This window comes from Candidatus Methylopumilus planktonicus (assembly GCF_000981505.1).
Classification (GTDB): Bacteria; Pseudomonadota; Gammaproteobacteria; order Burkholderiales; family Methylophilaceae; genus Methylopumilus; species Methylopumilus planktonicus.
This window is the reverse complement of record NZ_LN827929.1, coordinates 657,207-683,547: the sequence shown is the minus strand read 5'-3', so window position 1 is coordinate 683,547 and position 26,341 is coordinate 657,207. Positions and strand designations below refer to the sequence as shown.

At 37.4% G+C, this 26,341-nt stretch carries 26 protein-coding genes and 1 tRNA gene; 11 read left to right on the top strand and 16 right to left on the bottom strand.

Annotated features, from left to right (window positions below):
• Nucleotides 1–4: 4 nt before the first annotated feature.
• The 3 genes from priB to uvrB all read right to left on the bottom strand — a co-directional run bounded on the left by priB (nt 5) and on the right by uvrB (nt 2,816).
• A complete protein-coding gene (gene priB / locus BN1208_RS03720; RefSeq protein WP_046487992.1) occupies nt 5–289 on the bottom strand; it encodes a primosomal replication protein N in 285 nt (94 codons plus the stop codon).
• A 6-nt stretch (nt 290–295) separates the two neighbouring features.
• The gene (gene rpsF, locus BN1208_RS03715; RefSeq protein WP_046487989.1) at nt 296–673 is read right to left on the bottom strand and encodes a 30S ribosomal protein S6; all 378 of its coding nucleotides are present in this window, start codon (nt 671–673) and stop codon (nt 296–298) included.
• Between the two features lie 103 nt (nt 674–776).
• On the bottom strand, nt 777–2,816 hold the full coding sequence (gene uvrB / locus BN1208_RS03710) for an excinuclease ABC subunit UvrB (RefSeq protein WP_046487986.1): 2,040 nt from the start codon (nt 2,814–2,816) through the stop codon (nt 777–779).
• Between the two features lie 202 nt (nt 2,817–3,018).
• Here uvrB and BN1208_RS03705 point away from each other — a divergent pair, with 202 nt between their 5' ends.
• From BN1208_RS03705 to BN1208_RS03695, 3 genes are all read left to right on the top strand, one after another.
• A complete protein-coding gene (locus tag BN1208_RS03705; RefSeq protein WP_231854567.1) occupies nt 3,019–3,957 on the top strand; it encodes a trypsin-like peptidase domain-containing protein in 939 nt (312 codons plus the stop codon).
• Between the two features lie 73 nt (nt 3,958–4,030).
• Nucleotides 4,031–5,236 (top strand): pyridoxal phosphate-dependent aminotransferase, encoded by a 1,206-nt coding sequence (locus tag BN1208_RS03700; protein ID WP_046487979.1) that lies wholly within the window; start codon nt 4,031–4,033, stop codon nt 5,234–5,236.
• Nucleotides 5,237–5,318: 82 nt separating this feature from the next.
• Nucleotides 5,319–5,394: transfer RNA gene (locus BN1208_RS03695), tRNA-Asn, on the top strand.
• A gap of 30 nt (nt 5,395–5,424) precedes the next feature.
• On the opposite strand, the gene BN1208_RS03690 is transcribed toward BN1208_RS03695, so the two are convergent.
• Nucleotides 5,425–6,162, bottom strand: coding sequence for a glycosyltransferase family 2 protein (locus tag BN1208_RS03690; RefSeq protein ID WP_046487977.1), 738 nt, complete (start codon nt 6,160–6,162; stop codon nt 5,425–5,427).
• Between the two features lie 102 nt (nt 6,163–6,264).
• Here BN1208_RS03690 and mqo point away from each other — a divergent pair, with 102 nt between their 5' ends.
• Nucleotides 6,265–7,740, top strand: coding sequence for a malate dehydrogenase (quinone) (gene mqo, locus BN1208_RS03685; protein WP_231854592.1), 1,476 nt, complete (start codon nt 6,265–6,267; stop codon nt 7,738–7,740).
• Here mqo and rlmB read toward each other — a convergent pair.
• From rlmB to BN1208_RS03635, 10 genes are all read right to left on the bottom strand, one after another.
• A complete protein-coding gene (rlmB, locus tag BN1208_RS03680; RefSeq protein ID WP_046487976.1) occupies nt 7,730–8,476 on the bottom strand; it encodes a 23S rRNA (guanosine(2251)-2'-O)-methyltransferase RlmB in 747 nt (248 codons plus the stop codon). The genes mqo and rlmB overlap by 11 nt on opposite strands.
• A gap of 1 nt (nt 8,477) precedes the next feature.
• Nucleotides 8,478–10,799 carry a ribonuclease R gene (rnr, locus tag BN1208_RS03675; RefSeq protein WP_052734629.1) on the bottom strand — a complete coding sequence of 774 codons (2,322 nt, stop codon included), beginning with the start codon at nt 10,797–10,799 and terminating at the stop codon, nt 8,478–8,480.
• A gap of 44 nt (nt 10,800–10,843) precedes the next feature.
• On the bottom strand, nt 10,844–11,377 hold the full coding sequence (locus BN1208_RS03670) for a hypoxanthine-guanine phosphoribosyltransferase (protein ID WP_082092830.1): 534 nt from the start codon (nt 11,375–11,377) through the stop codon (nt 10,844–10,846).
• Between the two features lie 16 nt (nt 11,378–11,393).
• On the bottom strand, nt 11,394–12,260 hold the full coding sequence (galU, locus tag BN1208_RS03665) for a UTP--glucose-1-phosphate uridylyltransferase GalU (RefSeq protein ID WP_046487974.1): 867 nt from the start codon (nt 12,258–12,260) through the stop codon (nt 11,394–11,396).
• 76 nt (nt 12,261–12,336) lie between these two features.
• Entirely contained in the window at nt 12,337–12,795 is a 459-nt protein-coding gene (locus BN1208_RS03660) for a molybdenum cofactor biosynthesis protein MoaE (RefSeq protein WP_046487973.1), read from the bottom strand.
• A 2-nt stretch (nt 12,796–12,797) separates the two neighbouring features.
• Entirely contained in the window at nt 12,798–13,055 is a 258-nt protein-coding gene (gene moaD / locus BN1208_RS03655; RefSeq protein WP_046487970.1) for a molybdopterin converting factor subunit 1, read from the bottom strand.
• Complete coding sequence (locus BN1208_RS03650; protein ID WP_046487969.1) at nt 13,045–14,226, bottom strand: DNA recombination protein RmuC; 1,182 nt, start codon at nt 14,224–14,226, stop codon at nt 13,045–13,047. The genes moaD and BN1208_RS03650 overlap by 11 nt, the downstream gene beginning before the upstream one ends.
• Before the next feature lie 50 nt (nt 14,227–14,276).
• A complete protein-coding gene (locus BN1208_RS03645) occupies nt 14,277–14,858 on the bottom strand; it encodes an IMPACT family protein (RefSeq protein ID WP_046487967.1) in 582 nt (193 codons plus the stop codon).
• Nucleotides 14,859–14,862: 4 nt separating this feature from the next.
• Entirely contained in the window at nt 14,863–16,518 is a 1,656-nt protein-coding gene (locus tag BN1208_RS03640) for a formate--tetrahydrofolate ligase (RefSeq protein ID WP_046487965.1), read from the bottom strand.
• A gap of 11 nt (nt 16,519–16,529) precedes the next feature.
• Nucleotides 16,530–17,462, bottom strand: coding sequence for a CysB family HTH-type transcriptional regulator (locus tag BN1208_RS03635; RefSeq protein WP_046487962.1), 933 nt, complete (start codon nt 17,460–17,462; stop codon nt 16,530–16,532).
• Between the two features lie 125 nt (nt 17,463–17,587).
• Here BN1208_RS03635 and BN1208_RS03630 point away from each other — a divergent pair, with 125 nt between their 5' ends.
• The 7 genes from BN1208_RS03630 to fdxA all read left to right on the top strand — a co-directional run bounded on the left by BN1208_RS03630 (nt 17,588) and on the right by fdxA (nt 23,940).
• Entirely contained in the window at nt 17,588–18,358 is a 771-nt protein-coding gene (locus BN1208_RS03630) for a sulfite exporter TauE/SafE family protein (RefSeq protein WP_046487961.1), read from the top strand.
• A 14-nt stretch (nt 18,359–18,372) separates the two neighbouring features.
• The gene (locus BN1208_RS03625) at nt 18,373–20,022 is read left to right on the top strand and encodes a nitrite/sulfite reductase (RefSeq protein WP_046487959.1); all 1,650 of its coding nucleotides are present in this window, start codon (nt 18,373–18,375) and stop codon (nt 20,020–20,022) included.
• A complete protein-coding gene (locus tag BN1208_RS03620) occupies nt 20,015–20,623 on the top strand; it encodes a DUF934 domain-containing protein (RefSeq protein WP_046487958.1) in 609 nt (202 codons plus the stop codon). The genes BN1208_RS03625 and BN1208_RS03620 overlap by 8 nt, the downstream gene beginning before the upstream one ends.
• On the top strand, nt 20,620–21,366 hold the full coding sequence (locus tag BN1208_RS03615; protein WP_046487955.1) for a phosphoadenylyl-sulfate reductase: 747 nt from the start codon (nt 20,620–20,622) through the stop codon (nt 21,364–21,366). The genes BN1208_RS03620 and BN1208_RS03615 overlap by 4 nt, the downstream gene beginning before the upstream one ends.
• A 1-nt stretch (nt 21,367) precedes the next feature.
• Nucleotides 21,368–22,276: a sulfate adenylyltransferase subunit CysD gene (gene cysD / locus BN1208_RS03610; RefSeq protein ID WP_046487953.1), complete on the top strand. Its 909-nt coding sequence runs from the start codon at nt 21,368–21,370 to the stop codon at nt 22,274–22,276.
• A 1-nt stretch (nt 22,277) separates the two neighbouring features.
• Nucleotides 22,278–23,555, top strand: coding sequence for a sulfate adenylyltransferase subunit 1 (locus tag BN1208_RS03605; RefSeq protein ID WP_046487950.1), 1,278 nt, complete (start codon nt 22,278–22,280; stop codon nt 23,553–23,555).
• 61 nt (nt 23,556–23,616) lie between these two features.
• Nucleotides 23,617–23,940, top strand: a complete 324-nt coding sequence (fdxA, locus tag BN1208_RS03600) for a ferredoxin FdxA (protein WP_046487949.1) — start codon at nt 23,617–23,619, stop codon at nt 23,938–23,940.
• On the opposite strand, the gene BN1208_RS03595 is transcribed toward fdxA, so the two are convergent.
• Together BN1208_RS03595 and pqqE are read right to left on the bottom strand one after the other, a co-directional pair.
• Nucleotides 23,937–25,112 (bottom strand): multidrug effflux MFS transporter, encoded by a 1,176-nt coding sequence (locus tag BN1208_RS03595; protein ID WP_046487948.1) that lies wholly within the window; start codon nt 25,110–25,112, stop codon nt 23,937–23,939. The two genes, fdxA and BN1208_RS03595, sit on opposite strands and share 4 nt — an antisense overlap.
• 39 nt (nt 25,113–25,151) lie before the next feature.
• On the bottom strand, nt 25,152–26,336 hold the full coding sequence (pqqE, locus tag BN1208_RS03590; RefSeq protein WP_046487947.1) for a pyrroloquinoline quinone biosynthesis protein PqqE: 1,185 nt from the start codon (nt 26,334–26,336) through the stop codon (nt 25,152–25,154).
• Nucleotides 26,337–26,341 lie beyond the last annotated feature (5 nt).

Sequence of the window (26,341 nt, the reverse complement as noted above, 5' to 3'; positions counted from 1 at the left end):
ACTCCTATAGATATTCTATAAAATTAATATGGAAAATTAGCTGATTACTTTTTGCGCTTTTATTTCCAATAAACCCTTTTGTTTTAATTCTGTCGCCAATTTTTAAAGGTATCAATGCATCATTACCCATAATTTTTGCGCTTAGCTCACAATTGATTGTCAGTTTTAAATTTGCCTCAATCTGCTCCGAACTATGTTTTAACGTAAGATTAAGAGCTGGTATTCCTGCGGGTGTATAACGTACCGGATCCACATGGCACACTTCCCCAGAAATCTCTAAATAATTCAATCTAGATTAAGCTACAGCAACCTCAGGTGCAGCGCGCTCATCTTTATCAAGCACTGATTTTGATTTTTCTTCTTTCATCATAATTGATGGTGCAGTCACGGCTGTTTTTGTGCTCATAATCAAATGACGTAACACGGCATCATTGAACTTAAATGCATGCTCTAATTCTGCAAGCGTTTCAATGTCGCATTCGATATTCATCAGCACATAATGAGCTTTATGAATTTTTTCAATCATGTAAGCAAGCTGTTTGCGACCCCAATCTTCGAGGCGGTGGAGCTTTCCACCTTTGGATGTGACTAGAGATCTGTAGCGTTCAATCATGCCAGGCACTTGTTCGCTTTGATCAGGATGTACGATAAATACTACTTCATAATGTCGCATATAAATCTCCTTATGGTTAAAAGCTTTCAGTGATGCAACTCACTGTAAAGCAAGGTAGAAAGATCAAGTATTATAGGTGTTTTTTAGATTAAATCAATGACTTTTAAAGGTCAATTCGGTCCTTAAGCCCTGCCCCGTAAAGCCTTTCTTTAAGAAATTTTGCCTCATCTCGAAGTTGAGCCGCTTTTTCGAACTCTAAATTGCGAGCCGCCGTCTGCATTGTCTTTTCAATTTTTTGAATTTCTTTGGCCATCTGTTTTTCATTAAGATGGTCATAACGAGCTTCTTCTTTTTTGAGGGCTCGATTAAGATCAACCTCTGCCTTATCAAAGGTGCCCTCAATGATATCTTTAATCTTTTTAATCACCCCCACTGGCGTAATATTATTTTCCAGATTAAAAGCAATTTGCTTTTCGCGTCTTCGGTTGGTTTCATCAATTGCAATCTTCATGCTTCGTGTGATCTTGTTACCATAGAAAATCACTTGCCCATTGAGATTTCGGGCTGCTCTTCCTGCAGTTTGAATAAGCGAACGTTCAGACCTTAGAAATCCCTCTTTATCAGCGTCTAATACCGCTACTAATGATACCTCTGGGATATCTAAACCCTCTCTTAATAAATTGATACCTACCACAACATCAAACTTACCCAATCTTAAGTCGCGGATAATTTCAACACGCTCTACTGTATCAATATCTGAATGAAGGTAACGCACCTTAATTTGATGCTCAGTTAAATAATCAGTTAAATCTTCCGCCATGCGTTTAGTTAAAGTAGTCGCCAATACTCTTTCATTTTTTTCAACACGAATATTGATCTCGCTCAATAAATCATCCACTTGGGTATCTGCAGGTTTCACAGTAATTTCAGGGTCAATAAGTCCAGTAGGTCTTGCTACCTGCTCTACAACTTGCTCTGTATGAGTAGCCTCATAGTCTGCTGGTGTTGCAGATACAAAAATACACTGGCGCATCGTTTTTTCAAATTCTTCGAACTTTAAAGGTCGATTGTCCAGCGCTGAAGGTAATCTAAAACCATACCCCACTAAATTTTCTTTTCTTGCGCGATCTCCTTTATACATGCCCCCCACCTGAGGCACGGTGACATGGCTTTCATCAATAATCATTAAAGCATCTTTAGGTAAATACTCAATTAAAGTTGGGGGTGGATCGCCAGGATTTCTTCCTGACAAATGTCTCGAATAATTTTCAATGCCTTTGCAGAAACCTATTTCATTTAACATCTCAATATCAAAACGAGTGCGCTGTTCAATTCTTTGTGCCTCAACTAATTTATTAGCCTTAACAAAATAATCAGAACGCTCCCTTAATTCATTTTTTATTTTTTCGATAGCTCTCACTACTGTGTCTCGAGGCGTCACATAATGACTCGAGGGATACACAGTAAAATGTTTAACTTTTTTGTACATTTGTCCTGTGAGGGGATCAAAGAGCGTAATAGATTCAATCAAATCATCAAACAAAGTAACTCTAATTGCAGTTTCTGAATTTTCAGCAGGAAATATATCAATCGTATCGCCTCTGACTCTGAAAGCACCACGTGAAAAGTCAAAATCATTTCGATCATATTGCATGGACACTAACCGCAAAATAATATTACGTTGTAATAATTTTTCACCTTGCACAAGTTGCATGACCATGCCCTGATAATCTACAGGGTCTCCAATACCGTAGATTGCGGATACTGTCGCTACAATAATACTGTCGTCACGCTCAAGGAGCGCCTTAGTTGCAGATAGGCGCATCTGCTCGATATGCTCATTAATACTCGAATCTTTTTCAATAAAAAGATCTCGCGCAGGCACATAAGCTTCTGGTTGATAATAATCGTAATAAGATACAAAATATTCCACTGCATTATGAGGAAAAAACTCTCTAAATTCTGAGTAAAGTTGTGCAGCTAATGTTTTGTTAGGTGCCATAACAATGGCCGGCTTACCTGTTCTTGCAATGACATTTGCGATCGTAAATGTTTTACCTGAGCCTGTAACGCCTAAAAGTGTTTGAAATTTTTTTCCATCTACAATGCCTTTCGTTAAAAGATCAATAGCCTGGGGCTGATCCCCAGCAGGAGAAAATGGTTGAAATAACTTATAGGGACTGTTTGGGAATGTAAGTAACAAGATAGTGATATTCTACTTAAAAAAAGATTTAGAAAAGAAAATATGTGAAAACTAATAAGAACTTTTAATGCAGCATCCAGTCATTTAAATTTATACTTTTTAAATTCATCTTATGAACCCATTCTTTAAATTTATATCCTTTATCCTCGTCAGCGCCTTTTTCTATTCGGGAAATGCATGGTCATTAGATAAAGATCAATTAATGAGTTCATTTTTTAGCGTTGTCATGATTAGGGGTTATAACGATGCAGGCGGTCTTGCTTATGGGTCCGGTGTTGTAGTGGGTGATAATCAAGTAATAACTAATTGTCATGTGCTAAGAAAAACAAAACAACCTTGGGTATCTCAAGGAGAAGAAACCTACTCAGCAACAAGTGTAAAAGTAGATCATTGGCATGATTTGTGTTTAGTCACAACTTTTGGTATGGCCACTAAACCAGCTTTAATAGGTAAAAGTACTGACCTGAAAAAAGGTCAAGGAGTTATCGCTATTGGGCACTCGAGTGGCGCTCCTGTGGCCTTAACTTCAGCAGGCGTTGTAAAATCGACCTACGATCTAGATCAAGGCAAAGTTATTCTAAGTACGGCCCAATTTAGAATGGGTGCTTCTGGAAGCGGCTTATTTGATACAGCAGGAAGGCTTGTCGGTATTAACACCTTTAAAACCTCCGGAAAAAATTCTTTTTACTATGCCCTCCCCATTGAATGGCTAAATGCGCTCAAAAATAAACCCATTGAAACTACCTTTCCAGTTGTCGGTAAAGCCCTCTGGGAAGAGGAAGAGAATAAAAAACCACTCTTCCTTCAAATAGCAATTCCAACTATCAAAGAAGACTGGAAAAAACTATTAAATATATCTTTAGAGTGGACAAAAAAAGAAAATAATAATGCCGAAGCCTGGTTCGAGCTTGGTTTGGCAAATGAGCATCTTAATGACTTAAGTGCAGCTGAAACAGCATATCGCCGATCAGTTTTGTTAGATGACCAAAATACAGATGCACTTTTGAGGTTGGGTTTTATTGCCAAATCTAAAGACGACAAGAAGGAAATTAAGGTGATTCAAGAAAAAATTTCTAAAATTAATCCTGAGCTACTTGAGGACTATTACAAGCTCGTTGGGTGCTCTGTGACTTGCGAATAGATTAAAAGTCTATTTCAACTCAACTTCTTTTTGCGTAAAATAGGGTGATACATAAATCACCCCTGGATAAAAATTGTCATCCATAAAATTATCTGAATGTGTCAGACGTATCAAAGAATCTCCAACGCTTGCTATTACGGCAAAAGCTGCCCGCTATAAATCAGAAGGCAAGGATATTATTGGACTTGCAGCTGGCGAACCTGATTTTGATACACCCCAACATATTAAAGACGCTGCAAAAAAAGCAATCGACAATGGTTTCACTAAATACACACCAGTTTCAGGTATTCCTTCTTTAAAAAAAGCAATTGTTGAAAAGTTTAAGCGCGACAACAATCTCGACTACGCTCTTAGCGAAGTTATCGTTGGTGTAGGCGGGAAACAATGTATTTTTAATTTTTGTCTTGCAGTTTTAAACTCAGGTGATGAAGTTATTATTCCAGCACCCTACTGGGTATCTTATGCAGATATAGCTTTAGTTTCTGATGCTAAACCGATCATTGTTGAGTGTGGCATTGAACAAAAATTTAAAATGACCGCATCACAACTTGAAAAAGCAATTACATCCAAAACAAAACTGTTGATCTTAAATTCACCCTCAAATCCAACAGGTGCTGTTTATTCAAAAGAAGAACTGACATCGCTTGCAGACATTCTTGTTAAACACCCTCATATTTTAATTGGCACTGATGATATGTACGAGCATGTTAAATTAAAAGATATGCCCTTTTATAATATTCTAAATGTAAACCCAGCATTAAAAGATCGCTGTGTGATTATGAATGGTGTATCTAAAGCATATTCAATGACAGGGTGGCGCATAGGTTATGCAGCGGGACCGAGTTACATTATTAAAGCCATGGAAATACTTCAATCACAATCGACATCCAATCCTACCTCCATTTCCCAGGTCGCTGCCGAAGCTGCGCTTTCAGGAGACCAGGCATGTATGGATCCTATGATTAAAGCCTTTAGAGAAAGACATGCTTATGTCGTAAAAAGCTTTAATGAAATCCCTGGTTTGTCTTGTATCGAAGCAGAGGGAGCATTCTATGCTTTTCCTGACGCACGAAAAGCCATCGAATATTTATTCAATCAAAAGGTTTTGAAAGAAAAAACAGATCATGCTTTGGCTGATTACTTGCTTGAAAAAGAAGGCGTTGCAGTAGTGCCTGGATCTGCATTTGGTTCGGATGGTTATTTCAGAATTTCATTTGCAACTTCTATGGAAAATCTCATAGAGGCAATGAAACGCATCAAACGCGCGCTCTCTGTTTAAATGAGGGGTCAATTCAAGTATAATTTACACCTTGTTTAAGTTGACCTTAAAGCAATAACTGTTTTATGATCACTTTCTCAATTCCTCGATAGCTCAGCTGGTAGAGCAACGGACTGTTAATCCGTGTGTCCCTGGTTCGAGCCCAGGTCGAGGAGCCAAATTTAAAGAGCCCATGCATATGGGCTTTTTTATTTTAAATAGATAAGTTTGATATAACGATAATAAGTACCTTCTGCAACAGAGATTGCAAGCATTAAGCCCTCGCGACCATCTAGAAAACCAAGCCTTACAATATAAGTTCGAATAAAAGCCCATAAAGCATGAAGAATTGCTTTTTTAAGACTACCTTTTTTGCCTTTACTTTTAAGATCTTTAGCGCCCAAGCTTGAATAGACATTAATCTTTTTCAATACCATCTCAAAATCTCTATATGAATAATGAATTAAGGGCTGCAATAAATGGCCGATTTCATATTTACTCTCAAGATGTTCATGCACATGATGTTCCGAAAATTTAGCACTATCTTTTTTAAATAGTCTCTTTGTCCTATCTGGCTGCCACCCTGAGTATTTTATAAATCTAGAAACAAATAAGGATCGTCTAGGAACATCATAAACATTGAAGTCTGAACGATTAATTACTTTTAAAATTTCTTGTTTAAGTGCAGGTGTAATTCTTTCATCAGCATCTAAAGAAAATATCCATTCGTGCTTGGTTAATTGAATGGCCATATTTTTTTGCTGACCATAGCCTTTCCATGGCTTATTAAAAACTTTAGCCCCTAATTTCTTAGCAAGAGAAACAGTGTTATCGGAACTGCCTGAATCTAGAACAATAACTTCACTAGCGAAATTTGCACTTTTAATGCAATCAGCAATATTTTGAGATTCATTCTTTGTAATGATGATGACGGAAAGTTTAGGCATTAATGTAGTGACTAATGGTTAATTTAAAGGTAAATTATTTCGATAGATTATAACAACTAATAAAATCAAAAAATATAACTAAGAGAGTAAGGTTTATCGATAGTGAACATTAAAAAAGATGTAGTTTGTATTGGTGGCGGGATCATGAGCGTCACATTAGCCAGATTACTTCAAGAGTTAGATCCTGATTTAGATATTACCATTTACGAGAAGCTTTCTTCTTGCGCCCTTGAAAGCTCACAATCAATCAATAATGCTGGAACTGGTCATGCTGGCTTCTGTGAATTAAATTACACACCCATGAATAGGCAGCAACTTGTAAGTGTAGACAGAGCATTAAAGATAAATAGTGAATTTGAAGTCTCACTTCAGTTTTGGAGTTTTTTAACCAAAAAATATAAAAGCTTTAAGCCCAAATCCTTTATTACCCAGGTTCCTCACATAAGCCTTGTCAAAGGAGATAAAAATATATCTTTTTTAAAGAAAAGGTATGAGGTTTTAAGTAAAACTCTTCCATTCAAGGGAATGCAATTCTCTCGCAGTAAAGAAACCATTAAAGAGTGGGCGCCACTTATTGCTGAAGACTTAAAAGATAATATCGCAATGACAAGAGTTAAGTATGGAAGTGATGTAGATTTTGAATCACTGAGTCATCAAATGTTAAAGATTTTATCTTTAAATAAAAAATTCTCCATTCATGTAAATCACGAAATTAAATCAATATCACAGACAGATAATAAAACTTGGGATATAAAAATTTACTGTGTGAAGAGTAAAAAAATAATTTCAGTAAATGCAAAATTTATTTTTCTTGGGGCTGGTGGATCAACTATTCATTTACTCCAAAAAAGTAATATTAAAAATCAAATTGGCTATGCAGGCTTTCCCATCAATGGTGAATGGTTGATATGCAAGAAATCATCTATTACAAAAAAACACTTTTCTAAGGTTTATGGCTTAGCAGGCCCTAGGGCACCTCCAATGTCAGCGCCTCATTTAGACTTAAGGATTATTAATGGTAAAAGACAGCTTATGTTTGGTCCATTCGCAAGCTTCACATTTAAATTTTTGAAGACGGGCTCGTATTTGGATTTATTTAAATCAATTCGTATCCAAAATATTTTGCCAATGTTACATGTATTTATTTGCAATCTAAATCTTCTAATTTATCTAATTAAAGAGTCTGCTAGTTCATACAAAGATAAAATGAATGCATTGAAAGAGTTTTATCCTTTAGCTAACGAAAAAGATTGGAAGCTTGCATCAGCTGGAAAGAGGGTTCAGATCATCAAGCCTTATAAAAAAATTGGTGGCAAATTAGAATTTGGAACAGAAGTAGTTTGGTCAGACGACTTATCTCTAGCCGCGCTTTTAGGCGCCTCTCCTGGAGCCTCAACATCTGTTTTTTCAATGTTAAATGTGATTGAAAAAAGCTTTAAGGGAAGAATAAACTCTAAAGTTTGGAAGAATAAAATTGAAAAGATGGTGCCATCATACAATCAAGATTTAAGTAAGCAGCCATCTTTGTTCAATAAAACTCGACGATCTACTTACAAAACACTTGGATTTAAGATTTAAAACGTTGTCGTCTAATTTCTGACAATACAATCCCGCTAGCAACACTCACATTTAGACTTTCCACAGCGCCTAGCATAGGTATTTTAATTAATAAGTCACACACATCACGAGTGAGTCTCCTTAAGCCACTTCCTTCTGAGCCTAAAACGACAGCAATGGGGCCGCTTAAAGTTGATTGATAAAGTGATTCAGCGCCATCTTCCGCGGTTCCAACCACAAGCACACCTTGCTCTTTGAGTTGACGTATGGTTCTCGCTAAATTGGTGACCACAATGAAGGGTACTGATTCAGCTGCGCCTGAAGCGACCTTTCTCACAGTCGCATTTAATCCCACTGCTCGATCTTTAGGGGCTATCACAGCATGTACGCCCATACCATCTGCAACACGCAAACATGCGCCTAAATTATGAGGGTCTTCTACGCCATCTAATATTAGGAAAAATGGGGGTTCTTTAAGATCGCTCTCTAGAATATCCTCAACCGTCTTATAAGGAATTACTAAAGGGATAATTTTAGCTACTACACCCTGATGTTTTGCTTGCGATGCAATGCCATCTAATCTTGCACGATCAACCATGAGTATTCGAATATTATTGTCTTTAGCCAACTCAACAATTTCTTTAGCTCTTGGATCATTACGATCACTGTCCAAATAAATCTCTTGTATGCTTCTTGAAGACTGCCTTAATTGACTGATAATAGGATGAAAACCAAAAATAATCTGACTTTGAGACATATTATTTTGCTCTTGTCTTCTTCTTCTTACTTCTCGGTTGTCCAGATAACTTTGAGCCACTTTTATGCTTGGCAGGATGAGCTTTCTTTTTATGCGCGGCTTTCTCTTTAAAGAAATTTTTCGGTTTTCTATCTTTTAATGGGGGCTTTTGAACTTCTTGATGACTTTCAAGGCTAAAGTCAATTTTGCTAAGTTCCAAATCGACGCGCACTAATTTTACTTTTAATCGATCTCCCAAGCGATAAACGACATGCGATCTTTCTCCGACCATGGCATGCCTTGCTTTGTCATAAGTAAAATAATCGTTACCTAATTCTGTGACATGCAACAAACCTTCAATATAAATACCATCAATAGACACAAATAAACCAAAACTTGTTACACCTGCAACAGTGCCTTCGTATATCTCTCCAATTTTATCTTGCATGTAATAACACTTAAGCCATGATGAAACATCTCGCGTAGCATCATCAGCTCTTCTTTCTGTCATTGAACAATGTTGGCCAAAAACATGCCAATTTGAAGCAGGCATTGTCTTCTTTTGTAAAGTAGCTTTAATGGCACGATGAATTAAAAGGTCAGGGTATCGGCGTATCGGAGAAGTAAAATGTGCATAGGCTTCATAAGCTAAACCAAAGTGGCCATTATTATCTGGGCTATATACAGCCTGTTGCATCGACCTTAATAAAACTGTTTGTAATAAATGTTCGTCTGGCCGGCCTTTAATTTTTTCAATTAACGCAGCATAATCTTTAATTGATGGCTTACTACCACCAGTTAACATAAATCCAAATTCAGCCAAAAATATTTGTAAATTTTCTAAGCGCTCTTCGGTTGGGCCTTCGTGAGTTCTATAAAGCGCTGGATGTTCATGTTCAATCAAGAAATTAGCTGCACATACATTAGCAGCTAACATGCACTCCTCAATAAGACGATGTGCTTCATTTCGAATCACAGGCTCAATACGATCAATTTTTCCTTGGTCATTAAAAATCATAATGGTTTCAGAGGAGTCAAATTCAATGGCGCCTCTTATATGCCTTTGTTTGGTAAGTATTCTATATACCGACTCAAGATTTTTAATGTGTGGAATGATAGATTTATATTTTTCTGTCAGCTCAGGTGATGTCTCTTTCAATAATGCGCTTACATCCGTATAAGTCATACGAGCTTTTGACTCCATAACCGACGGATAAAATTTATAAGAAATAACTTTTCCATGGTCATCAATGATCATGTCACAAACCATACATAATCGATCGACGTGCGGATTAAGTGAGCATAGGCCGTTTGATAAAGCCTCAGGCAACATTGGAATCACTCTTCTTGGAAAATAAACTGAATTGCCTCTATCAAAAGCTTCTTTGTCTAAAGTATTATCGGGTTGCACATAAAAACTTACATCAGCAATAGCTACAATTAAACGCCAATTTTTATCAATACTTTCCGCATAGACTGCATCATCAAAATCCCTTGCAGTTTCTCCATCAATAGTAATAAGAGGTAAATCACGCAAATCGATTCTTCCCTTAAAATCATTTTCTGATACTTTTTTAGAAAAAGACTCTGCAATGCGAATTGTATCTTCTGAGAAACTGTAAGGAAGTTGATGTTTTCTTAAGGCAATCTCAATTTCCATACCGCTGTCTGCATAATTACCAAGAATTTGAACTACCTTGCCCATAGGTCTTGATTTGAATGAAGGTTGAGCAGTAATTTCAATGACAACTATTTGACCAGGTTTAGCGCCCATATCAAGGTGATATGGAATGAGAAAGTCTTGATTAATTCTCTTATCTTCAGCTGCAACGATCGTAACGCCCTGCCCTTGAACTACCCTACCCACTAACGTTTCATTCTTTCTTTCAAGAATCTCGATCACCTTACCTTCAGGTCGGCCTTTCCTATCTTGCCCTACAGTCTGAACCATGACACGATCATTATGAAGGACCTGCATCATCTCCCTAGAAGACAAGAAAATATCATCTCCTCCTTGATCTGGAATAAGAAAGCCAAATCCATCGGCGTGGCCTTGTATGCGCCCTGCAATAAGATTTAATTTTTCGGAAATGCAAAAATCATCTTTACGATTACGCATAATCTGACCTTGTCTCTCCATTGCTCGAATACGTTTATTAAATGCTTCAGATTCATCATCAGCAATTTCAAGCAACTCAGTAAGCCTTAAAATTGAAAGAGGAACACCCTGATCAGCCATGATCTTTAAGATTAATTCTCGACTTGGAAGGGGTTTTTCATAAAACATAGCCTCGCGTTCTTTTTGAGGGTCGTCTTGTCTTATAGATTTATTTTTTTTACTCATATGTGCGTCATTGTGACATTAAATTAAGAAAACATAAGATGCTTTTAATCCAAAGCATACAAATGTGGAAGATTTCTACCTAAACCCTTGCAATCTAAGCCGTATCCAAATACAAACCTATTGGGCACTTTAAGGCCTATAAAATTTGGGAAATAAGATTTTTCTTTTGCTATCTCTTTATCAAATAACACAGCGGTATAGATGGCTTTGGCTTTCATTGCTAAGCATGTAGCTGCAATTTCTCTAAGAGTAATACCTTCATCCAAGATATCGTCAAGAATCAAAACAGTTTTACCTTCAATGTCTATTGGCGGCTTTACAAGCCAATGAATTGGACCGCCAGTCAAAGAGGCTGCATAGCGCGTTGCGTGAATATAACTATATTGAATATTCTTTTCTAGGCGAGGTAAAAGTTGGCCTGCAAAAATTAATGCACCATTCATCACACATAAAACGTATAGATCGTCTGTTTTAATTGTTTGATTAACTTGATCTGCAATGTTCTTAATTACTGTTTTTATTTCAATTTCTGAGTAGATTACAGAAGATTTACGAATTAATGCTTGAATGGTATCCATCAACGAATAAACTGCATCATGATGCTGATTTTAGAAATTCTGTGAATTCTTTTCCGATTTCTGGATGTTTTTTTGAAAATTCAATATTGGCTTTTATGAAACCCAATTTGTCACCACAATCATAACGCTTACCTTCAAATAAATATGCAAAGATAGCTTGCTGGCCAAGCAACATCTGAATAGCGTCAGTGAGTTGGATCTCTCCGCCCTTCCCAGGTTTAATTTTTTCTAAACAATCAAAAATTTCTGGATTAAATACATAGCGACCAATGACACCCAGAGTGGATGGAGCATCTATTGGCTGAGGTTTTTCTACAATTGAATTAATTTTGTATAAATTATTTTTAGAGTCCCCAACATCAACAATGCCATATTGCACCGTTTTTTCTTTTGGGATGTCTTCAATGGCAATGACTGATGATTGTTCTTTTTGATGCTGCAAGATCAATTGTTTTAAAACTGGCGTATGAGCATCAGTTAAATCATCAGCCAATAAAACAGCGAATGGCTCATCATTAATAATTGTTTTTGCTTGAAGAACGGCATGACCTAAACCTAAGGGTTCTGATTGTCTGGTGTAGATACATTTCACATGAGAAGGAATGATGGATCGAATAGACTCCAATAGAAAGTTTTTATTGGATGCAATGAGGCTAGCTTCAAGCTCAACATTCTTATCAAAATGATCTTCAATAGATCTTTTGTTGCGACCCGTCACAAAAATAAGCTCCGTAATGCCGGATTGAATTGCCTCCTCAACTGCATATTGAATTAAAGGTTTATCCACAACAGGAAGCATCTCTTTTGGGTTAGCCTTTGTTGCAGGTAAAAAGCGCGTACCGAGGCCTGCTACTGGGAATACAGCTTTTTTAATCGCTTTCATAGGTATAACATCACTTTCATAGGCTTTTATTTTTTAATATTTAACTTTAAATTGTATACATAAGTATATGTATTAATTATAAAATTAAATTCCACTTCTTCTTTTCTTCATCATCTAACTTCTTAGCCTCCACCCAGTATGATTTTTGGTTGGTAATCTCTTTCTTCCAAAAAGGGGCATCCGTTTTTAGAAAATCGATAATAAAATGACAGGCCTGAAACGCCTCTTTTCGGTGTTTTGAAAATACAATAATACCAACAATAGGCTCACCTACTTTCAATTTGCCATATCGATGCACAATATAAACATCATCTAAATTCCATCGTTGAGATGCTAATAATTCAATATCTAATAATGCTTTTTCAGTCATACCAGGATAGTGCTCTAATTCAAGCACGTCCAACTTATCCTGCTCCAGATCAAAATCTCTCACATAACCTTCAAAGGTAACTGAAGCACCGCTATTATGTAGTTTTTTTAGTTTTTGGGCGATGGTGTATAAATCAAATAGGCCTTCTTGAATATGCACTGTCATAATCAACCACCTGTGATAGGAGGGAAAAAGGCAACTTCATCATTGGCTCTAATCGCGTGACCATCTTCTACTATTTCCTGATTGACTGCCATTCTGATTGACGAAACCTCACTAAAGGTAGTATGCCAAGCACTACCCCTACCTTTTAAAAAATCTACTAAGTCAGCGACTGTTTCAATACTGCTCACGAGATCTATTTCTTCTCGATCAACACCAAGCGCTTCCCTCACTTTTGCAAAATAAAATAACTTAACTCTCATCTTTATTTTGCTCTTCTTGTTTTGCAAGCATTTCTTCTTCAAATTCTAATAGCGCATTCGGATCATCTTTCAATTCCACGCGTTCAATTTGAGAAAAGCGTCTAGATATTTTTTGACTTGTGACATGAACATCTTGAGCGTGCTCATGAGCTTGCCTGATGTTGTCAGCTAATTTTTTCATACGCATATCGAATCGCTCAAATTCCTGCCCAAGTCTTCCAAGCTCCGCTTTAATGATATGGACTTGTTTGCGCGTTTCAACATCTTTTAATACAGCTCTTGCAGTATTCAGCACAGCCATAAGTGTTGTAGGGGATACAATCCATACTCTTTGACTCATTGCCTCCTCTATCAAATCAGAGTGGTAAGCATGGATCTCCGCAAAAACGGCCTCAGCAGGAATAAACATGACCGCGCCATCTGAAGTCTCATTGGAAATAATATATTTACTCGCGATATCATGAATATGTTTTTTGATATCAAGCTTAAACTGCTTTTGCGCATTTTTAATTTCATCTGGCGGTAAGCTGGTATCCAGCATTCTTCTATAACTTTCCAATGGAAATTTAGAATCAATTGCAACACTGCCTGTTGGTTCAGGTAAAAATAGAACGCAATCTGCTCGATTGCCATTCGATAATGTATGTTGCATTGAAAATGCGTCGGGTGGTAACGCATTGCGAACAAGACCTTCAAGCTGCACTTCACCAAATGCCCCTCTAGATTTTTTATCGCCTAGCAACTCCTGAAAGCTCACAATATTGCTGGTGAGGCCATCGATCTTTTTTTGCGCCTCATCAATCGTAGAGAGTTGTTTCATCACGCGATCGAATGTATCGTTAGTTTTTTTAAAGCCCTCTTCCAAACTTTCTTTAACCTTGCTATCAATATCTTGTAATCTCATATTAAGCAAATTTTTCAATTGGTTGGTGGCGTTATCCATGGTGTCACGAATAATTTCACCTTGTATCTTTCCTTGTTCGGAAAATGTCACGTTAAGACGATCGGTCAACTTATTTAAACTATCGTTCAAACCTACAATCATTTCCCGATGTTTTTCTTCAAGCGCCTTTAATGTTCCCGCTTCAGGAGATTGGTTTTGAAAGCGCCATAACAAATAGGCAGCTAAAGCACACAGGAGAACGAGAAGAATCAGAATAAAATTAAGCATACATCGATTATAACGGATGTTTTTTTAAGGTTTTTATAAGATTAACCATATTAATAATCATGTATTTCTGTCGTCGGAAAACGTGCTTTTAATTTACCGAATTCTCCTTCGGGAAGCCTTATCGAAAGACTTACTTTTTCATCAAAAACTTTATCTAAAATACTTCCATTCATTGAATAAATTACATGAGTATAGTTATCTAACTCATTGTAATTTATAGTTAATTTTAATTTAATATATTCTACATATGGCTCAATGACGGAATGAGCTAAAGCAAGTTTTCCTGTACCACCATAAGCCCTTGTGAGGCCTCCTGTGCCTAAATTAATGCCGCCATAATAACGAATTACGCCAATTCCTCCACCCACAATTTGGTGGACATCGATCAATTGCAATAGAGGTTTACCAGCTGTACCTGAGGGCTCCCCTGCATCAGAGTAATAAGGCTCAAATCCATGGTCTGTTTTGAGTTGATAAGCGAAAGCTAAGTGACTTCCATGGGGATGTTCTCTAGCTATGGATTGTAGGGTACGCAAAATATCATGTTTTGTTTCACCTATGAAGGTATATCCAATAAACCTAGACTTTTGAATCGTTTGTTCTTGTGATGCAATACTTTTAAAACAATTCATTCCCTCAATTCAATCCTTCGATAAGACCTTGTGCATTTACAATTATATTTTCACTTGCGGGGACTTTAGGAAGGCCTGGGATCGTCATAAGATCCCCACAAATCGCCACTACAAAACCAGCGCCTCTTGATAGCCTTAATTCTCTTATCATGAGTGTATGATTTTCAGGGGCACCATGTGCTTTAGGATCACTTGAAAACGAAAAAGGCGTCTTCGCAATACAGACAGGAAAGCTTGAATAGTTTTTTTCAAGCAATAATAGTTTTTGTAAGGCGCTTTCAGAAAACTCAACTTCTTTTGAACGATATAATTTTAAAGCGATTGTAGTAATTTTTTCTTTTAAACTTAAATGATCTTCATATAAAAATTTACAAGATTTAGGTTTTGCTAATTTTTCTAAAACAGCATTAGCTAAATCCTTAGCCCCTATAGCGCCATCCGACCAATGCGAACAAAGGATTGCTTTAAATCCCAACTTATCTATTGCGCTTTGAAGCCATGTCATTTCTTTTTCTGTATCAGAATTAAATTTATTGATTGAAACTACGACATCAAGTCCAAAATGTTGTGAGCAATTTTCGATATGACGCTTTAAGTTATTAAACCCAAGTTCGAGTGCTTTTAAGTTTTCATGATTTAATTCAGGAACGCTGATACCACCATGAAATTTGAGTGCGCGAATGGTCGCGACTAAGACAATAATGTCAGGCTTGATACCCGACTGTCTACATTTGATATCAATGAATTTTTCAGCGCCTAGGTCTGCACCAAAGCCTGCTTCTGTCACCACATAATCAGCTAATTTCAATGCCGTTTTTGTGGCGATGACTGAGTTACATCCATGCGCAATATTAGCAAATGGACCGCCATGAATAAAAGCTGGTGTCCCATGCAATGTTTGAACCAGATTAGGTTGAAACGCATCTTTCAATAAGGCTGTCATTGCGCCTTCTGCTTTTAAGTCCTTTGCACAAACAGATACGCCATCTTTTCTTTTTGCAACTTCAATCTCTCCTAGTCGATATTGAAGATCTTCTAATGACTCTGCTAAACAAAGAATGGCCATTACTTCACTTGCGCTTGTAATATCGAACCCTGTATCTCGATGATTTTGCCCAAGCTTTAATTCGACATGTCTTAAAGCACGGTCATTCATATCAAGGCATCGCTTAAAAGAAATTTGGTTGGTATCAATATTGAGTGCATTGCCGTGATGTATATGATTGTCAATCAAAGCTGCTAAAAGATTATTAGCAGATGTAATAGCATGAAAGTCGCCTGTGAAATGTAAATTAATATTATCCATAGGTGCCACTTGCGCATAACCGCCGCCTGTTGCACCCCCTTTCATTCCAAAGACGGGGCCTAAAGAAGGTTCGCGAAGACACGCGACTGATTTTTTACCAATTAAAAAAAGTGCATCAGCCAAACCAATCGTGGTGGTTGTTTTTCCTTCGCCTGCAGGAGTAGGACTCATGGCAGAAACTAGAATTAATTTAGCTGTCTTGGGTTCTTTTAAGGTGTTGATGAAAGAAGGCTTTAATTTAGCTTGATACGGACCATAAAAATTTAAGTCGTCTATTTTGATATCAAGTGACTTGACTATCTCATCAATCGACTTTAATGGTGCTGCTTGGTTAATTTCTCCATCAGATTTCATAAAGCCTCCAATTAAATATTTTCCTGATCTAACATAAGTTTCTTAACGATCTGTTTTGGATATTCTGGTATAAACATTTCAATAAAATCATACATGAAACCTCTTAAAAATACGTCGCGCCTTATACCTAGATAGGTTGTACTTGTAGGAAATAAATGACTCACGTCAATACTTACTAGACCCTGGTCTCTTTTAGGGTCGTATGCCATTTGCGCAATTAATCCTACGCCTAAACCCAGGTTTACATATGTTTTAATCACGTCAGCATCAATCGCTGTTAGGACAATGTTGGGCGTCAAGCCCGCATCGTGAAAAACTTTTGACACAATCGTGCTACCTGTAAAAGCATAGTCATAAGTAATGATGGGATAAGTGGCAAGCTTAGCGAGCGTCACTGTTTTTTCTTTAGCAAGTGGGTGTTTTGCTGGCATCACTAAACAACGATTCCATGTGTAGCAGGGCAAGCAAAATAATTTATCATTATGACTTATGGACTCGGTCGCAATACCAATATCAGCCTCACCTTTCACAACCTGATCAGTGACTTGTGTCGGGTTTCCTTGGTGGATATTAAGTTTAACATCAGGATATTTACTCATAAAAGCTTGTACTACATTTGGAAGCTTATATCGTGCTTGCGTATGCGTTGTTGCTATAGTTAACACACCAAGGCTTGATTGACTGAATTCTTCGCTAACTTGTTTGATGCTTTTGATTTCTCGTATGACTTCATTGATACGTTGGTAAACATGTTGCCCAGGTTCGCTAAGGCCTACTAAACGCTTTCCATGTCTTAAGAAAATATGGAGGCCCACTTCCTCTTCTAAGAGTTGGATTTGTTTACTAACCCCTGGTTGAGATGTATGCAGAGCTTCTGCGGCTTTAGAGATGCTAAAACCATTTTTGACCACCTCATGAATACAGCGCAACTGTTGGAGCTTCATGTCTTATTCCAATATAACTAAAAGGTATAACGGTAGAATATTATATTATTAATTAATAATATCAAAATTTGCTATATTCACGTTCACTTTAGCACCAAAAAGCTAATTTTTGATAGGGGGTCGTCATGGATATTGGGTTTATATTATCAGGATTTATAGTAGGTCTTCTTGTAGGATTAACAGGCGTTGGCGGTGGTTCATTGATGACGCCTATCCTTGTTTTATTTTTCCATATTAAACCAGCGCTTGCTGTAGGCACGGATTTACTTTATGCATCAGTGACTAAGTCTGTTGGTATTTTTGCCCATGGTAAATTGGGCAATATTGACTGGAAAATTGTCAAAAGGCTCATGTTTGGCAGTATCCCTGCATCAATTTTAACGACGTTCTATTTAAAACAGATTGATATAACATCCACAGGGGCTGTCGATATCATCAAATTTTATCTGGGTATCGCCCTATTGCTCACTTCTATCGCTGTGATCTTTAGGCCTTATCTTATTGAAAGATCAAAAGTCACCCTTTTAAAATCAGATAATGCCATCGCAATCGCAACTATTCTCTTAGGTTTAGTCCTAGGTGGCATGGTAACCCTAACTTCAGTAGGTGCAGGCGCACTTGGTGTCACAGCTTTATTACTGATCTACCCTAGAATAGGCATTACAAAAATTGTTGGAACTGATATAGCGCATGCGGTACCATTGACACTTGTTGCAGGACTTGGCCATGTCAGTCTAGGCACCGTCGATTACTCTCTTCTAGGTGTGCTTTTGATCGGCTCAATTCCAGGTATTTATATTGGTAGTCATTTAAGTTCTAGAGTCAGCGAACAAACTGTCCGCTATGTATTGGCTTTAATCTTAATCTATGTTGGCCAGAAATTTATTTTTCATTAAGTATTAAAAAAATTATGTATCAATACGATAATATCGATCAAACCATTGTCAATGAGCGAGTTGCACAATTCCGAGATCAGACATCACGCTACTTAAGCGGCAAGCTTACCGATGATGAATTTAGACCACTTCGTTTGCAAAATGGTCTTTATATTCAACGTCACGCACCTATGCTTCGTATTGCGGTTCCTTATGGTCTTTTGTCATCAAAACAATTACGTAAGTTAGCAGACATTTCAGATCGCTTTGATCGAGGTTACGGTCACTTTAGTACGAGACAAAATCTACAACTCAATTGGCCTAAGTTGGAAGAGACGCCTGATATCTTAGAAGAGCTTTCTAAAGTTGAAATGCATGCTATTCAAACATCAGGTAATTGTATTCGTAACATTACGACTGACCAATTTGCAGGTGTGGCGCCTGATGAAATTATTGATCCAAGAGCGATTGCTGAAATCTTAAGACAATGGAGCACCTTCCACCCTGAGTTTTCGCTACTACCTCGTAAATTTAAAATTGCAGTATCAGGTAGCCTTCAAGATCGTGCGATTGTTCAAGCCCACGATATTGGCCTTGAATTTTATTATGATCAAGAGCACAAAATGGCTATTCGTGTATGGGTGGGTGGAGGCTTAGGTAGAACCCCTATTCTTGGATCTATTATCCGTGAACATCTCGAGTGGGAGCATGTGCTTACTTATTGCGAAGCTATTATTCGCGTCTATAACCTCCATGGAAGGCGAGACAACATCTATAAAGCGCGCATTAAAATTTTAGCGAAAGCTTTAGGTATTGAAGAATTTAAAAAACAAGTGGAAGCGGAATGGCATCATTTAAAAAATTCACCAAATACCATTAATGAAGCTGAATTAAAACGCGTTGCAAAATTTTTCACAGCCATGCCTTATGAAGAATTAAAAGATCAAGATGATGCCTTTAATGAGGCTATTCAAAATAATAAAGCTTTTGCATCTTGGGCAAAACGCTCTGTTCATCTTCACAAACAAAAAGGTTATCGAGCTATTACCTTGTCCCTAAAACCGCATGGCTTAGCTCCAGGTGATGCGACCTCAGACCAAATGAGAATTGTGGCTGAACTTGCAGAGCAATATAGCTTTGGTGAGCTTCGTGTATCGCACGAACAAAATCTGATTTTAGCAGATGTTAAATTACAAGATATTTTTAAAGTTTGGGAAAAAGCAAAGGCTCATCAATTAGCAACGCCCAATGTTGGTCTTTTAACAGACATTATCTGTTGCCCTGGCGGTGACTTTTGTTCACTTGCTAATGCCAAAAGCATTCCGATTGCAACGTCTATTCAAGAAGCTTTTGATAATCTCGATTACCTGCATGATATTGGAGAGTTAGAGCTTAATATTTCAGGCTGTATGAACGCATGTGGCCACCATCATGTTGGCCATATCGGCGTATTAGGTGTAGATAAAGATGGCTCTGAATGGTATCAAGTCACTATTGGTGGCAAACAAGGCAATGATGCAAGCTTAGGTTCCGTGATAGGTCCCTCTTTTGCTGCCGAGGAAATGCCAGGGGTTGTAAAAAAACTTATTGATGTTTACATCAAACATCGCAATCCTGAAGAAGGATTTATTGATACGGTAAGACGCTTAGGTGTGAATCCTTTTAAAGAGCATGTGTATGCATAATTCACAACTCATTCTTAATCAGTCTATTGTAGAAGACGAATGGATATTTGTAGCACTTCCTAGTGGTAATGAAGAAGTAAAAAAACAAGCCGGTAAAGTTGTTTTATTCAAATTAACTGGTGAATCACTTCCTACGGATTTACAAATTAATGAAACAGCTATCCCGCAAGCTGGAAAAATTATTTTGCCATTAAGTGTATATCTAAAAAATCGCGATACGTTGCAGGTAAGAGTTAAAAATAAAGAAATTGCATTGTGGGTAGCGACACATGAAACCTTAGATGCTTTATTAGTTCTAGAAAAAGACATTAATGTATTTCCACTGATTGCTGTATTTGTGGAACGATTTCAAGATGGGCGTATATTTTCATTAGGTAACTTACTTCGCACACGTTATCAATTTAAAAATATATTGAGAGCTTTTGGAGACGTCTTACAAGATCAATTGTTTTACTTAAAACGTTCAGGGTTTGATAGCTACCTTATTAAAACTGGAAAAGATGCTAATGAGGCATTAAAAGCACTTCAGTCTTTCAGTGATCCATATCAAGGCGCAGTTGACGTTAAGGAGCCTATCTGGAAAAGGAAGGCGCGTTCATGAGCATTCAACCTATAAAGCTTACTAAAAAGCATATCGATACAATCGATATCAATGATGCACTTAGAAAAACGATTGAGGGAAAATCACAAAAAGTCATTTCACTGATTCAAAAGAATATTGAAGAACTCCATTCTGTTGCTTTTGCAAATAGCTTAGGTGCAGAAGATATGGTTCTTGTTGATCTCATCCGAAGAAATAAACTGAATGTTGAGATTTTTTCGATTGACACAGGAAGGTTGCCTTCTGAAACCTACAATTTGATTCAAGAGGTAGAAGATAAGTATCAATTCAAAATCAAACTTTATTTTCCTAACCAAGAAAAAGTGGAAAGCTATGTCAATGTTTATGGCATCAATGCTTTTTACAACTCCCTTGATTTAAGAAAATCGTGTTGTGGTATTCGAAAAGTTGAACCCTTAAAACGCGCTTTAAAAGATAAAAAAGCTTGGATTACAGGCATGAGACAAGAACAATCACAAACCCGATTGACATTAAAAGAAGAAGAGTTTGATGAAGCCCATCAATCTCAAAAATTGAATCCATTAAGCTCTTGGAGTGAACTTGAAATTTGGGCTTATATCAAAGTTAATGAAGTGCCTTATAACGCACTTCATGATCAATTTTATCCAAGTATTGGTTGTGCTCCTTGTACGCGACCAATCTCTGAAGGTGAAGATATTAGAGCCGGACGCTGGTGGTGGGAAGATCCTCAAAATAAAGAATGTGGACTGCACGTAAAATAATATGACAACACTCTCAAATTTTACGCATCTCGACTGGCTAGAATCTGAAGCGATTCATATCTTGCGAGAAGTCGCTGGCCAATGCAGTAACCCAGTATTACTTTTCTCAGGCGGTAAGGACTCACTCTGTTTATTAAGGTTGGCAGAAAAGGCATTTAGACCACGTCGCTTTCCTTTTCCGCTGCTTCATATTGATACGGGACATAACTATGACGAAGTCATTCAATTTAGAGACCTTCGTGCGAAAGAACTCAATGAAAGATTAATTGTGCGCACTCTTGAAGATTCCATGAAACGTGGCACGATAGTTTTAAAGACACCCGATGAACCTCGCAATAAACATCAATCAGTCACACTCTTAGAAGCCATTGCTGAATTTGAATTTGATTGTTGTATAGGCGGCGCTAGGCGTGATGAAGAAAAAGCACGTGCTAAAGAACGTATCATGAGCTTCAGAGATGAATTTGGTCAGTGGGATCCGAAGAACCAAAGACCTGAGTTATGGAATCTTTTTAACGCTCGTGTTCATAAGGGTGAAAATATTCGCGCCTTCCCTATTTCCAATTGGACTGAGATGGATGTTTGGCAATATATTGAACGAGAAAATTTAGGTTTACCTAGTATCTACTTCGCACATAAACGCCCCATAGTGAGACGTGGTGGTGCCATTGTGCCTATTACATCGCTTACACCTAAAAAAGATCATGAGGTCGTTGAAGAAATTATGGTGCGCTATAGAACGGTAGGTGATATTACATGCACAGCCCCCGTTGAAAGTGTGGCTGATAGTGTAAAAAAAATTATTATTGAAACCGCAAGTACCACAATCACAGAGCGTGGCGCGACAAGATTAGATGATCAAACATCAGATGCGTCTATGGAACAACGTAAAAAAGAAGGTTACTTCTAAAATGTCACAAGAAAATTTCCAAGATAGCTTATTACGTTTTATGACATGCGGCAGTGTCGATGATGGAAAGAGTACGCTCATCGGTCGTCTTCTTTTTGATACTAAAACAATTCTTACAGACACACTCACCCAAATTGAAAAAACCTCTAAAAAAAGAGGTATGACAGCCGTTGATTTATCATTAATTACTGACGGACTTCAAGCGGAACGTGAGCAAGGTATTACGATCGATGTTGCATATAGATACTTTAGTACTGGTACTCGTAAATATATTATTGCAGATGCTCCAGGGCATGAACAATACACTCGCAATATGGTGACTGCAGCATCTACCGCCCATTTAGCGATTATCCTAATCGACGCTAGAAAAGGTGTTCTTACACAAACAAGACGTCATTCCTTTTTAGCTAAACTTGTTGGCATTCCTCATATCGTTGTAGCAATTAACAAAATGGACTTAATCGATTACGATGAAAGCAAATACAAAGCGATTTGTGAAAGTTATAAAGCGTTCGCAAAAGAAATTAAATTATCAGAAAATCGTACAATCGAATTTGTACCCATGTCAGCACTTAATGGAGACATGATTGTAGATCGCGGTGAATCTATAAAATGGTACAAAGGCCCTACACTGCTCGATATCTTAGAAAAAACAACTGCAGATTATGCAGGAAAAGATAAAGACTTCAGATTCCCCGTGCAATTCGTTTGCCGTCCTCATGCTTCTGATGATCATAATCTTCATGACTATAGAGGATTTATGGGTCGCGTTGAGTCTGGATCCATTTCTGTTGGGGACGAAATTACAGTCCTACCTTCTCAATACAAATCAAAAATAAAATCAATTCAATTGGGTGATACAGAACTTAAAAAAGCGATCTCGGAACAGTCCGTGACTATTCTTCTAGAAGATGAAATTGATATTTCACGTGGAGACATGATTATTAAGTCAGATGATGCTATAGAGCCCACAAAGAGTATTAATGCAACGGTATGTTGGTTATCAGAGACTCCCATGGCATCATCAAGAACTTATTTGATTCGCCATACATCTCGCGAATCAAAAGCTAAATTAGACAAGATCGATTTTAAAGTAAATATCGAAACATTGGCTCATGAATCTATTTCAAATTTAAGTATGAATGATATTGCTCAAGTAACATTTAAATTAGCACAACCCATTATGGCCGACCCCTATCAAAATAACCGATCTACTGGTGCTTTTATCATTATTGATGAATCCACTTATCATACGGTAGGCGCCGGCATGATTACATAATTATTGGATCAAGAAAAAAAATAGATTAAAATAACTATATTGAAGAGATAAAAGGACTGATATGACTTACGTAGTGACTGAAAATTGTATTAAATGTAAATATACCGACTGTGTTGACGTTTGCCCTGTCGATTGTTTTGTTGAAGGTCCTAATTTCCTAGCAATTAATCCTGACGAATGTATTGACTGCACTCTATGCGTAGCCGAGTGCCCTGCTGAAGCTATATTTGCAGAAGATGATGTGCCAGCAGATCAACAGGACTTCATTAAGATCAATGCAGATATGTCAAAAATATGGCCAGTGATCTCCTCCAGAAAAGACCCGCTTCCTGAAGCAGACTCTTTTAATGGAAAACCAAATAAAAGAAGTTTGTTAGATAATTAACTTAATGATTTTGTTTGAGAAATTATCAAAACACTAATAATAGAATATCCCAGCATACCAATAGATAGCCCAAGAGGTGAAAACCAAAGAAAAGGCACTATCAAACCCGCAGAAACTGTAGAAAGCAACATCTGAATAAAAGCTTGCCCTGATGACGCAGTCCCCCTAATTTTTTCAAAACGGTCAAGTGCTGCAATAGATAGAACAGGCATAACTAGAGACATACCAATGTTATAAAGAGCCACTAAACCAATATTAATCAATAGATTTGTTTCAAAAAAAGCGCAAAAAAGTACATTAAGAAAAGCTATCAAAAACATCCAAATGTAGGAAATTTGAATTGTTTTTTTATGGGATAATTTTCCGGCCGCTTTTTTTGATAAGTAAGAGCCAAAAATCATACCCGATACAGTGGGTATAAAAAGATAAGCAAATTGTGCTGAACTAAGACCTAAGTGGTCAACAATAAATATAGGGCTTGATAAAACATACAAGAAAAATCCTGAGAAATTTGCACCTAATGCAAGTACAAGTAGTAAAAATTCTTTATCTGAAAAAATAGTTTTATATCGATGTGTGACTGCTGGGAAAGAAAAAGAAACGCGATTTGATTGAGGCATTGTTTCAGGTAAATATTTAATTGCAGCAATTAATGAGATAGATGCATAGATCGCTAAGAATATAAAAATGCTATGCCAATGAATGCCTAATAGAAGCCCGCCAATCATAGGTGCTACTGCAGGTGCAATACCAAACAGCATTTGTATAGTCGCCATGACACGTTGCGCTTCTGGGCCTTGAAATAAATCACGCACCATTGCACGCGCAACTACATTACCTGCTCCTCCACCTACGCCTTGTAAAATTCGGCCTAACCATAACATTTCAACACTATTCGCAAATGCAGCCGTGAGGGAACCTAGTATAAAAATACCTAAGCCAATTTTAATGGTATCAATGCGACCAATTGCATCAGAGATGGCGCCATGAAATAAAGTCATAAATGCATAGGGTAACAAATAAAAAGTAAGACTTTGCTGAATAGCGTGAGGGGTTGTTTCTAAATCATTCGTCATGACATGGAATGCAGGCAAATAAGTATCGATCGCAAATGGCGCTAATGCAGCCAAGCCTGCCAATACAAATACACGCATCATATGAGATGAGTTCATAGTTTTATGATTATAGAGGAAAGATGAAACTAAAAGACTTTAAGGTGTTGCGTGAAAGTCTTTAATTAAATCATTTACTTCGCCAGAAATAATTTTCTTGGAATTTTTATCATTTCTAAAAAGAATCGGTTGCGCTTGGAGAACAGGATTTTTAGCATCTTCAATCGCTTTTTCTATGATGTGATGATTAGGCGACAAACTACATACTGGATCAGCACTCTCTGCATCACCTGATAATAAGAATGCTTGGCAGCGGCAACCGCCTAAATCATTTTCTTTTTCAGGACAAGTTCTGCAAGGCTCTTTCATCCAACTATCACCTCGATATCGATTAAATGCTGGAGAATCTTGCCATGCCCACATGAGGCCTTTATCTTTAACATTTGGGAATTCCATATTAGGCAATACGCGTGCTGAATGACAAGGAAGAACATCGCCATTTGCAGTGACAATCATAAAGACCTCTCCCCATCCATTCATACATTTCTTCGGGCGATCCGAGAAATAATCAGGCACCACAAAGAAAACTTTCATTTTGTTGCCAACTTTTTCTCTAAATTCATTGGTTACTTTTTCTGCGTGATCAATTTGCTCTTTAGTGGGCATTAATTGATTACGATTTACAAGCGACCAACCGTAATATTGCGTATTAGCTAATTCAACATAATCAGCGCCTAGAGCTTCAGCCATCTCTAAGATTTCTTTGATATGGCCAATATTATAGCGATGGATTACAACGTTGAGCACCATAGGATAGCCATGGTTCTTAATCATCGCGGCAACTTTTTTCTTTAATTCAAATGTTTTCGTGTTTGTAATGAAGTTATTAATTTCTTCAGTAATATCATGCATTGAGAGTTGAATATGGTCTAATCCACCCTCTTTGAATGCCTGAATTCTTTTTTCGGTTAAGCCGACACCTGAAGTAATAAGATTGCTGTAGTAGCCTAATTTTTTTGCTTCTATCACAATTTCTTCAATGTCGTCTCGAAGCAGAGGCTCGCCACCTGAAATACCTAGTTGAAGTGCGCCTAACTTTCTTGCATCACGTAAGACATTAATCCACTGTTCTGTCGATAATTCACTCTGTGTATGTTTATCATAATCAGTAGGGTTGTAACAAAAAGCACAATGGAGTGGGCATCGATATGTGATTTCAGCTAATAGCCATAAAGGTTGTGTATGTGTGACAGATGCTGCTACACCATTATTTTGTATTACCATTGTAT